Origin of the sequence: Sandaracinobacteroides sayramensis (assembly GCF_022014495.1) — a bacterium.
Taxonomy (GTDB): Bacteria; Pseudomonadota; Alphaproteobacteria; order Sphingomonadales; family Sphingomonadaceae; genus Sandaracinobacteroides; species Sandaracinobacteroides sayramense.
Map to the genome: position 1 here is coordinate 92973 of NZ_JAKLSQ010000024.1, position 10907 is coordinate 103879.

At 66.8% G+C, this 10907-nt stretch carries 9 protein-coding genes; all 9 read right to left on the reverse strand.

Features of this window, described 5'->3' with window-relative positions; genetic code table 11:
• Nucleotides 1-112: 112 nt before the first annotated feature.
• Genes L6Q21_RS15730 through L6Q21_RS15770 form a run of 9 tightly spaced genes read right to left on the reverse strand, consistent with a single transcriptional unit; the run spans nt 113 to nt 10595 of the window.
• Nucleotides 113-418, reverse strand: coding sequence for a helix-turn-helix domain-containing protein (locus L6Q21_RS15730; RefSeq protein ID WP_237831695.1), 306 nt, complete (start codon nt 416-418; stop codon nt 113-115).
• A gap of 3 nt (nt 419-421) precedes the next feature.
• Entirely contained in the window at nt 422-1639 is a 1218-nt protein-coding gene (locus tag L6Q21_RS15735) for an SfnB family sulfur acquisition oxidoreductase (protein WP_237831696.1), read from the reverse strand.
• Nucleotides 1636-2799: an LLM class flavin-dependent oxidoreductase gene (locus L6Q21_RS15740; protein ID WP_237831697.1), complete on the reverse strand. Its 1164-nt coding sequence runs from the start codon at nt 2797-2799 to the stop codon at nt 1636-1638. The genes L6Q21_RS15735 and L6Q21_RS15740 overlap by 4 nt, the downstream gene beginning before the upstream one ends.
• Before the next feature lie 25 nt (nt 2800-2824).
• Nucleotides 2825-4261: an LLM class flavin-dependent oxidoreductase gene (locus L6Q21_RS15745; RefSeq protein ID WP_237831698.1), complete on the reverse strand. Its 1437-nt coding sequence runs from the start codon at nt 4259-4261 to the stop codon at nt 2825-2827.
• Nucleotides 4254-5918, reverse strand: a complete 1665-nt coding sequence (locus L6Q21_RS15750) for a dipeptide ABC transporter ATP-binding protein (protein WP_237831699.1) — start codon at nt 5916-5918, stop codon at nt 4254-4256. Before L6Q21_RS15750 ends, L6Q21_RS15745 begins: the two co-directional genes overlap by 8 nt.
• Nucleotides 5915-6895 carry an ABC transporter permease gene (locus L6Q21_RS15755; RefSeq protein WP_237831700.1) on the reverse strand — a complete coding sequence of 327 codons (981 nt, stop codon included), beginning with the start codon at nt 6893-6895 and terminating at the stop codon, nt 5915-5917. Before L6Q21_RS15755 ends, L6Q21_RS15750 begins: the two co-directional genes overlap by 4 nt.
• A gap of 24 nt (nt 6896-6919) precedes the next feature.
• Nucleotides 6920-8275 carry an LLM class flavin-dependent oxidoreductase gene (locus tag L6Q21_RS15760; RefSeq protein WP_237831701.1) on the reverse strand — a complete coding sequence of 452 codons (1356 nt, stop codon included), beginning with the start codon at nt 8273-8275 and terminating at the stop codon, nt 6920-6922.
• Nucleotides 8276-8300: 25 nt separating this feature from the next.
• Entirely contained in the window at nt 8301-9602 is a 1302-nt protein-coding gene (locus tag L6Q21_RS15765) for an acyl-CoA dehydrogenase family protein (RefSeq protein ID WP_237831702.1), read from the reverse strand.
• A gap of 45 nt (nt 9603-9647) precedes the next feature.
• The gene (locus L6Q21_RS15770; RefSeq protein WP_237831703.1) at nt 9648-10595 is read right to left on the reverse strand and encodes an ABC transporter permease; all 948 of its coding nucleotides are present in this window, start codon (nt 10593-10595) and stop codon (nt 9648-9650) included.
• Nucleotides 10596-10907 lie beyond the last annotated feature (312 nt).

The window sequence follows — 10907 nt, forward strand, 5'->3', positions numbered from 1 at the left end:
ACAGAATTTCTACAATGTAGAAATAACTGTTCCCCGCCTTAAGTCAAGCCCTCAACCCGACCGAAGCAAGCTTCCATGAGCATCGAGAGCATCGAGCATGGCTGGCAGCCGTTCATCGGGCGGTCGCCCCGGAAGCGCGCCACGCGCTCGGGCTCATGCCCCGCGCCTTGCGGAACGCGGCGTTGAAGGTGGACTTGGAGTTGAACCCGGCCTCCTGGGCGACCGCAAGAGCGGTCATGTCCGAGCCGGACAGCATCGCGCAGGCCGCCTCGATCCGCCAGCCGTTCACATAATCGAAGAAGCTGATGCCGCGCCGCTGGTTGAGCGCCTGGCTGAGATAGCCCGGGCGAACGCTCGCCGCATCGGCCAGATCCTTCAGCGTCAGCATCGGGTCGGACCAGAGGCGCCGCTCGGCCATCGCCTAAAGCGGCTTTCGAACCGGTTTCCCGGGCGACACACCATTCACCAGCCAGTTGCCAGAGGCATGGTAACGCCAGTCGTTGGCGTCATGCACGGTGTGGGTGCGGGCGTTACGCCAGTGCCGGTTCAGGTTCAGCCCCTCGTCTGTCGCGCTGCTGCCCAGTAGGGCGAACAATTCGCTGGAGATTTCGATCGAGACCTGCTCGGCAAAAGCCTTCGCTTCGCCGACTTCGACTGCGGCGCGCGCATCACCCTCTTCGCTGATCTCTGCCGCAACACTGTCGAGCAGATTCGCCGCCCGCGCCAGCAGCGCTTCGGCCGCGTGTAGCTTCGTCGCCAGCTGCCCCACCCGCGCCAGCAGCAGCGGATCCTCATGCGAGGACGCGACTGCGGCCCCCAGCCTCGGCCGGGCGCGGGCGCGAATATGGCTGACGGCGTCTGCCAGCGCATTGGCGGCGATCCCCACGTCGATGGCGGCGTGCAGCAGCACGCCATAGCTGTGGAACACGCCGGGTCGCTCGAAGATCTTCCAGTGCGCCACCACCTGCCAGTCTTCGATCGGCACCTGCTGCAGCGTCACCGTGCCGCTGTAGGTCGTTCGCTGGCCCATGGCGTTCCAGTCGGCCTCCACCGTCACGCCGGGTGCATCTCGCGGCACGAACACCAGCACCTGCCGCTGCGCCTCGTCGAAGGCGGCCACCGGAATCCAGTGCGCCGTCAGCGCGCCGGTGCAGTAATATTTGCGCCCGTGCAGCCGGCGTGTGCCATCATCCGCGCGGCTGATGCGGGTGGAGAGCCCGGTCGCCGTGCCAGCATTGCGCTCGGCCTGAGCATTGCCGAAGCGCTTGCCCGCCAGCAGTTCGGCAAAGAAGAAGCGCTTCTGCTCGTCCGTGCCATCCTGTCGGATCGCTTCCACGAAGAAGAAATGGTTCTGCGGCAACTGGCCAATGGCGGCGTCCGCCGCCGACAGGATGCGAAATATTTCGATCACGGTGGCGAAGCTGACATCCGCGCCGCCGTGCGAACGCGGCACCGTGATTCCGAACAGGCCGAAGTCAGACAGCAGGTCCAGCTCGGCGGTGGGGATCGTCCGCGCACGATCCCGGTCAGAGGCTCCCGGCACCAGCAGCGCCGCGGCTTCGTGCGCAACCGCAATCGCTTCCGCGTCGCTGCCGATCAGCCGCGTTCCGTCTGCGGCGGCCCTGGGCGCGCTGCTCATTGCGCGGAAACTGCGGCTGGTCTCGATACAAACGGCACGCTGGCGGGGGGGGCTGCAACCGCATTGGGATGCTGCCATAATCCATCGCGCCGCAGGATCGGCAGCACGCCCTCGGCAAACCAATAGGCCTCCTCCAGATGCGGCACGCCCGAAAGCACGAATTCCTCGATCCCAACTGCCGCATAGTCCTTGATACGCTCGGCGATCTCGCTGTGGCTGCCCACCAGCGCCGTGCCCGCGCCGCCCCGCACCAGCCCCACGCCCGCCCACAGATTGGGGCCGACGAGCAGATTTTCCCGGCGTCCGCCATGCAGCGCCAGCATCCGCTTCTGCCCTTCGGATTCGCTGCGGCTAAGCCCCGCCTGCACATTGGCTATGGTGTCGGCATCAATCGCGTTCAGCAGCCGGTCGGCTTCCGCCCAGGCAGCTTCGGAGGTGTCGCGCGCGATCACATGCAGGCGGATGCCGAACCGAACCTTGCGCCCCTGCGCGGCCGCCAGCTCGCGAACCCAGTCCACCTTCTTGCGCACGGCCTCCAGCGGTTCGCCCCATGTGAGATACACATCGCTGTGTCGCGCGGCGACATCGCCCGCCGCAGCCGAAGAACCACCGAAATAGAATGGCGGCAGCGGATCCGGCGCGCGTGGGATGGTTGCCCCCTCCACCGTCACATATTTGCCGGAGAAATCGACCTTCTCGCCCTGCCACAGGCGGCTCACCACCTCCAGCCATTCGTCGGCGCGGGCATAGCGGCTGTCCTTGTCCAGAAAATCCCCATAGGCGCGCTGTTCGTGGGATTCGCCGCCCACCACGATGTTCAGCAACAGCCGCCCCTTCGTGAGGTTCTGATAGGTCGCCCCCATCTGCGCTGCCAGCGTCGGCGACATCAGGCCGGGACGGAAGGCGACGAGGAACTTCAGGCTTTCCGTCACCTCGTTCAGCAGCGCCGTCACCAGCCATGCGTCCTCGCACCAGCCCCCGGTCGGCGTCAGCGCCGCGACATAGCCCAGCTGCTCGGCGCTGCGGGCGATCTGCCCCAGATAGGCGATGGTCGCCGGACGTGCGCCGCCCGCCACCCCGGCGGGCACGCCATGGCCGCCGCCCACGATGAAACGACTGTCCCCATAAGTAGGCAGGAACCAGTGGAATTGCAGAGACATGGGATAATCCTTTCGAAAGCCGGGATCAGGCCGCGTCGGCCTTCACGGGCGGTTCAAAGCGAAGCGGCGGCGCGGGCTCGGCCAGCGCACGCGGGTCGCGGTAACGGGCGGCGAAATGGCTGTCGGGCAGGCGGGCGCGCCCCGCGCCATACAGGCGCTCGCGCAGCGTCTCTCCGGGCACATAGGCCTCGCGGAAGCGCCCGCGGCGGCGCAGTTCCGGCACCACCAGTTCGATGAAGTCGCGCGCCGTCTCGAAGCTCAGATATTGCCGCAGGTTGATGCCATCGATGCCGTCGACATCCAGCCAGCGCTCGATCTCGTCGGCGACGGTGCCCGGCGTGCCCGCCACGAAAAAGCGATCTTCGTTAAAGCCCGCCAGCTGGTCCAGCACATCGCCCACCGTCAGCTCCGCCTTCGAACGGTCGATCTGCGTGCTCCACGGCTGCGCGCCCACCACCTTGATCTCCGATACCTTCGTGTCTCGCGGGTAGGCCGTGTAGTCGATGACGGACTGGCTGTGCGCCAGCCGCCCCTCCACGCTCAGCAGCGCGCGATATTTCGCGACCTTGTCGGCCACTTCCACATCATTGCGGCCCACGATCACGCCGGCCTGCACGATGAAGCGGATGTCGTCCGCCGGACGGCCGTGCGCCACGGCCTTTGCCCGCATGTTGGCGATGTTGCGCCGGACGGCCTCCGTCGTCAGCCCGCCGGTGAACACAACCTCTGCGTGGCGGCCGGCGAACTCCATGCCTGCGGGCGATCCGGTGGCTTGAAACAGCACCGGCGTGCGCTGCCGCGAAGGCTGCGTCAGGTGCGGCCCCGCCACACGGAAATGCGCGCCGGCATGGTCGATGTAGCGCACCTTCGAAGGATCGGTGTAGACCCGATTGACCCGGTCCTGAATCACCGCGTCGTCGTCCCACGAGCCTTCCCACAGCTTGTACAGAACATCGCAATATTCATCCGCGATTTCATAGCGATGGTCATGCGGCACCTCAGCGTCATAGCCGAAGTTGGCGGCGGCGTTCGGCAGGTAGGAGGTCACGATGTTCCACCCCACCCGGCCCTTGGTCAGATGATCCAGCGTGCTCATCCGCCGCGCGAAGGCAAATGGCGGCTCGTAAGTGGTGGAAAATGTCGCACCGAACCCCAGCCCCGATGTCACCGCCGCCATCGCCGGAATCACCAGCAGCGGATCGTTGCTGGGAATCTGCACCGCCTCTTTCAGCGCCGTTTCCGGCCCGCCCCGGAACTTGTCATAGGCCCCGATCACGTCCGCCAGAAAGATCGCGTCGAAGGTGCCATGCTCGCAAAGCTGGGCGACTTCCGTCCAGTAATCGATGTCGTTGAAACGATGCCGGTTGTTCTCCGGATGAACCCACAGGCCATGCACGATATGGCTCACGCAGTTCATCTCGAACAGGTTGACGTGCAGTTGTTTGGGCGAGCGATCAGGCATTGGCGGCTTCCCTCTTGGCGGTCACTGGCCTTTTGGCAGTCACGGGCAGCACGGCATCGACGAGCGCCCTTGTGTAGGGGTGGGCAGGATTGCGGAACACAGCAGCGACCGGGCCGGTTTCAACCACCTCGCCCCGGTGCATTACCGCGACCCGGTCGCTCACGCGGCGGATCACCCCCAGATCGTGGGAGATGAAAATGCAGGAGAGCGAGAGCCGCTGCTTCAGATCGGCCAGCAGCTCCAGAATCTGCGCCTGCACATAGACATCCAGCGCAGAGACAGGCTCGTCGCACAGCAGCACTTTCGGCTTCGGGGCCAGCGCTCGGGCGATGGCCACCCGCTGGCGCTGCCCGCCAGACAGTTCGATGGGGCGGCGATCCGCGACCTCCGGGTTCAGCTGCACCAGCTTCAGCAGCGCCTCGATTGCGGGCCGCGTCGCGGCAGACGGCCCGCCATGCACCTTCAGCGCCTCGCCAAGCACTTGCGCCACGCTGTGGCGCGGATCGAACGAGGCCAGCGGATCCTGAAACACCACCTGAATATTGCGGCGCGCAGCCCGACGATCGGTGCCCGCCATCGCAGCCCAGTCCCGCCCGCCCAGCCGCACGACGCCGCGATCGGGCGTTTCCAGCCCCAGGATCAGCCGCGTCAGCGTCGTCTTGCCGGAGCCGGATTCGCCAACGATTCCCAGCGTCTCACCGCTCTCCAGCGACAGGCTCACATCGCGCACGGCGGCGCGGGATTGCCCGTCCGGCCCGCGAAAACTCTTGGCGATTCCGGACACCTCGATCAGTGGTGTGGCGGGTTCCCGGCGGACGATAGCGGCACCTGGCACCTGCACGCCGCCATGCAGCAGCCGCGCCGCCCGGATCAGGCCCTGCGTATAGGCATGCCGGGGGTTCTCCAGTAGCTCGGCCGCCGATCCCTGCTCGATGATTCGGCCCTGCTTCATCACCGCGATCCTGTCCGCCAGCCGCGCGACCACGGCGATGTCGTGGCTTACCACCAGCATCGCCCGGCCATGTTCGCGCAATTGCCTCAGCAGCGCCACCACTTGCGCCTGCACGGCGGCATCCAGCGCCGTTGTCGGCTCGTCGGCGATCAGCAGTTCGGGATCGCAGGCGATGGCCGATGCGATCAGCGCGCGCTGGCGCTGCCCGCCCGACAGCTGCCCCGGCCGCTGCCGCACGCGCAGCTCCGGCTCCGGCACGCCCACAGAGCGCAGCAGTTCGATCACCCGCAGCTCGCGCGCATCACGGGACAGTGGCGTGTGCAGCCGCAACGTCTCGCCCACTTCCGCGCCCACCGTGCGCAGCGGGTCCAGCGACCCCAGCGCATCTTGCAACACAAAGCCGGCGCGCCCGCCCCGGATCGCGCACCAGTCGCGTCCGGCCCAGCCTTGTGTGTCTTCGCCATCAAAGGCGATACGCTCGGCCATGATCCGCGCACCCGGCCCCGTCAGCCCGACGATGCTGCGCACGGTCACGCTTTTGCCGGAACCGGATTCGCCCACCAGCGCCAGACATTCGCCGCGCGCCAGTTGCAGCGACACGCCGTCCACCCGCGCCGGGCCGTCCGCCGTGAATCGCACCGTCAGATTGCGGATATCGACAAGCGGCGTGTCCGCCGGAACCACCGCCAGACCGGGGGCGCTCATGCCTGCCGCCCCTCGCCCCGGCGGATGATCTCGCGGCCCACCGCCGTCGTCGCCAGCACCGTCAGCGTGATCAGCACGGCAGGCGCGATCAGCAGCCATGGGGCGAAGGGCACGAAGTTGCGCGACGTCGCCAGCATGGCCCCCCATTCCGGCGTTGGCGGCGGCGAGCCGAAGCCCAGAAAGCTCAACGTCGCCGCCAGCGCGATTTTGTCGCCGATGCCGATCACAGACAGCAGCAGCGCCGGCTTCACCGCATTGGGCAGGATGTGCCGCCACACCACGGCAACGCGGTGCAGGCCCAGCGTGGTGGCAGCCTCCACAAAGGGGGCGCGGCGCAGCTTCAGCGCCTCCACCCGCACAAGCCGGGCGTAGCGCGGCATCGTCGTCACTCCGATCGCCACCATCACCGTCACCGCATTGGCCCCCCACAGCGTGATCACCAGCAGCGCGAACAGCACCGAGGGGATCGCCGCCATGGTGTCGGCAAACCGCATCGACGCCTCGTCCGCGATCCGCCCGCCCAGCCCACCGATCAGGCCCACCACGATCCCCAGCCCCAGCGAGATCGCCATCGCCATGATCCCCAACCCCAAAGACGAGGTCGTGCCATGAACCAGCCGCGCATATTGATCGCGGCCATTCTCGTCGGTGCCCAACCAATGCTCGACCCCCGGCGGCAGGAAGGCCGCGCGCGAATCCGCTGCCAGCGGATCGATCCGGGTCAGCAGCCCCGGTGCCAGTGTCGCCACCAGCAGCAGCGCGAGGAAGCCCCCCGCCAGCAGCAGGCCGAGCCGTTGCGCCTTCAGAAATGCCGCAAGGCGGGAGACGGAATCCGAAACCCGCGTGTCCGGCTCTGCCAGCGCGATCTCGCCGGCGCCAGCCGTCAGGAACGGGGCAGGCAGATGGCCGGCGAAGCCATAGAGCGACCGGGCTTCAAAGAGAGGTTCGGGATCAGGGCTGGCGTGCAGGCTCGACATGGCGACTTTTCCTTCTCGTCTCTCTCAGGATGCGTCCTGCCTGCGCCCAGCTTCCGGGGTGGCGAACTGGCTGTGCGGATATGGCAGGCCCAGATGATCGCGCAGCGTGGTGCCGGTATATTCGTGGCGGAACAGCCCACGCGCCCGCAGGATCGGCACCACTTCATCCACGAAGATTTCCGCGCCGGAAGGGAACATGTCGGGCATCAGGTTGAAGCCGTCGGCGGCACCGGCGCGGAACCATTGCTCCATCGTGTCGGCCACCTGTTCCGGGCTACCCACTACCAGCCGGTGGCCTGAACGGATCCGACGGGAGAGCTGGCGCACCGTCAACCCCTCGCGCCGGGCGAGGTTCAGCTGCGCTTCCAGAAATCCATGCGAGCCGCGCTCGAAATCCACCACCTTGCCGATCTTCTCCCACGGCAGCGGCCCATCGAGGTCGAGTGCGGACAGCGGCAGCCCGGTTCGTTGCGCGATCTGCCCGGCCAACCCCTGTTCGCCCAGCCAGCTGTCCAATTCGTCGCAGCGCCGCTGCGCTTCCCCCTCGGTGCTGCCGATCACGGTGGAAATGCCGGGCATGATCTTCAGATGATCGGGGTTGCGCCCCCAGCCCCGCGCGCGGGATTTCATCTCCTGATAAAAGGCGATGCCGTCTTCCAGCGTCGTCTGGGTGGTGAAGATGGCATCGGCCCGGCGTGAGCCAAGCGCCTTGCCGCCTTCCGACGATCCGGCCTGCACGATCACCGGCCGCCCCTGCGGCGAGCGCGGCACGTTCAACGGCCCGCGCACCACGAAATGCGGGCCATGATGGTCGATCTCATGCACTTTGGCCGGGTCCGCATAGATCCCTGCTGCGGCGTCGCCGATGATGGCGTCATCTTCCCAGCTGTCCCAAAGCTTCACCACCACATCGACAAACTCGTCCGCACGACCATAGCGGTCGGCATGGACGGGGGCACCTGCCAGCCCGAAGTTACGCGCGGCGGCGTCGCCTGCGTTGGTCACCACGTTCCATGCCGTACGACCGCCGCTGATATGATCGACCGATTGCAGCCGCCGCGCGAGATTATAGGGGCTGTTGTAGCTGCTGGAGCAGGTGGCGATCACCCCGATGTGCGTGGTTGCCAGTGCCACCGCCGTCAGCAGCACGGTCGGCTCCAGCCGCCCGGCTGGCTGGCTGCCGACATCACCGCCAAGGGCCGGTCCGTCCGCCAGAAAGATGGCGTCCAGCGTGCCGCGCTCAGAAATCCGGGCGATATTCTGGTAGTAACTGACGTCCAGACAAGCCCTCGGCTCCACCTCCGCCTGCCGCCAGGCAGCCTGATGACCGCCATGGCCCAGAATATTCATCCCGATGCTCATATGTGCCTGTGCGGGCATGGCGAACTCCTTCGGGTGGGTAGGCTCAGCCGGCCTGCGCGACGGGTTCGCGCACGGCCTCCGGCGTGGCGGCTGCGTCGGCGGAATCCGCAGAGGCGCCGTCTTTCTTCCACGCCTTGGCCCATTCATCGCGGAAATCGATTCCGTTCAGATAATGGTCCCCCAGCACCCGCTCGCGCGCGATGGCCGGGTTGTGGGAGGCGAGCACGCGGGCGTTGCGCCAGTGCCGGTCCAGCCGGCGGCTCTCCTGCGCGGCAGAGGCGCCGCCCACTTCGAACAGCAATGTGGCCACCTGCGGCACCAGTTCGATCAGAACCTGCTGGCCCTGATAGGAACGGCGGTCAGTCTCGGCGAGCGGCTCGTTCAGGTCGGCCCCGGCCAGATAGGCCTCATGCGCCGCCTGCAGCGATTCCGATACGCTGTCGACGATGGCCTCGGCAGCGAACACCTGCGAGGCGATGCGCCCGATCACCCGCTGCACGAGCGGATCCTTGCGGGGCTCCGAAAGGCCTGGAACGCCGAATTGCCTCGTCTTGCCATGCACGAAGGCGATGGCGTCGCGCTTCACGGCCCGGGCGATCCCGGCCAGCGCCGCCAGATGGAACTGCTGGTAAAAGGCGGAAATATAGGAATCCGCGCGATACTCGCCGGGGTTGAAGCGGCGCAGGAAATTCTCCTCGAACACCTCGACATTTTCGAAACGGGTGGTGCCGCTTGCCGTTAAGCGCTGCCCGAAACCGTCCCAGTCGTCGATCAGGCTCACGCCGGGCGCGTCGGTCGGAACCAGCACCGAAACCCGTTCCTCGCCTTCCTTGGCGGCTGCCGACACCCAGTCGGCATAGAGCGTGCCGGTGCAATAATATTTCTCACCGTCCAGCAACCAGCGGTCGCCATCCCGGCGCAGGTCCAGCGTGGTTTCGGTGGCCGTGGTGCGCTCCGCCATGGCCGCTCCCACTGTCTGCCCGGCGACGATGCGGGGGAACCAGCGCTCCCGCGCAGCGGTGTCGTCGCTGTTCAGCCGGATTTCCACGAAGGCGAAATGCGCGCGGAAAATCTGCACGAGGTTGGAATCCGCCTCCCCCAGCTCCACCAGCAGGCGGAACAGCTGTGGCAGCGTCGCGCCCGAGCCGCCCTCCGCCACCGGGATGCGGATGGCCCCGAAGCCCGCCTCGCGCAGCGCTTTCGCTTCCCCGTAGGGCAGCTTGCGCTCGATTTCCCGCTCGACCGCCCCGTCGGCGATGCGCTGGAAGACCGGGCGAAAACGGGCAGCCAGCTCTTCATAGGCAGGCGGCGCAGTGCGGCGGCCGGGCAGGTCGATAACGGTCATGGAGATGTCCTTCGAATGGCGAACGAATGAACTGGAAACGGCGCTTCATGCCGAGACCGTCCGGGGGTCGATCAGCGCGCCGATCAGGTCGACGAGGATGCTGGCAACGACATAGGCGAGCGCCGTCAACAGCGTCACGCCCACCACCACGGGCAGATCGCCGGCATTGGCGGCGTCCACCATCAGCCGGCCGATCCCCGGCCGGGCGAACAGCGATTCCGTGATCACCGCGCCACCGATCAGGAGGGCCAGAAAGAAGCCCGCCAGCGTCAGCACCGGGGTTGCGGCATGGCGAAGGGCGTGGCGCAACCGCACCCCCGCATCTGAAAGCCCCCGGCTCCGCGCGGTGAGGATGAAGGGCTGTTCCAGCACATCTTCCAGCCCCTCGCGCAGGATCTGCGACATCACCGCCGCCAGCGGCAGCGCCATGGTCAAGGCCGGCAGCACCAGCCCGCGCCAGCCCGGCCCGTTCACAATGGGGAACAGCGGCAGCCACACCGAAAAGGCCAGCAGCAGCACCAGCCCGATCACGAACACCGGCATCGCGATCAGGATCAGCTCGCTCGTGGAGGCAATGGCCCGCCGTGCCTCGCCGCGCCTTCCGGGAAGCGGGCGCGCTGTTGCCACGGCGACAACGATCGCCAGCACCACCGAAACCGCAGCCGCACTCAGCGCCAGCGCGATGGTGGGCACAAGCTGGCGGCCGATGGCGTCGGCGACCGGAATGCGCAGGCGATAGGATTGCCCCAGGTTGCCCTGCGTCAGCCGCAGCAGGAAATCCCCATATTGCGCGACCAGCGGCCGATCGAGGCCGTATTCCGCGCGCACCTTGGCAATCTGCGCCTCGCTGGGCATCGCATCCGGCCCGCCCAATATGGCAATTGCGGTGTCTCCCCCTGCCAGATGCATCATCAGGAATGTCAGCGTCGCCGCCGCCCACAACACCACGGCGCCCGCGAGCAGCCGGGTGGCCAGGAACCGCGCAATCGTCACGAAGCTGACCGACCGCCAACGGGTCCTGACGGCATTCGCACGGCGCTGGGTGCATCTGGTATCATGCGCTTCCCCACATGGCAGCAACGGAAAACCGGGCGAACGGCAAGCCGTCCGGCGGCACCAAGAGGTGTCAGCCCGGTTCCGGGTGGGCAATCAAACATTCCTTAGTGAATTGATAGATTTTATGCATGTCGACAAAAACACTATCAGGCTTATCCGTGTCCCGTGCATCGAAGAATCTTAAGGGCAGAATGCAGTATCCGATCAGATCGAAGCAGGCCCGACGCTGCGATGAAGCCGATCAACCAG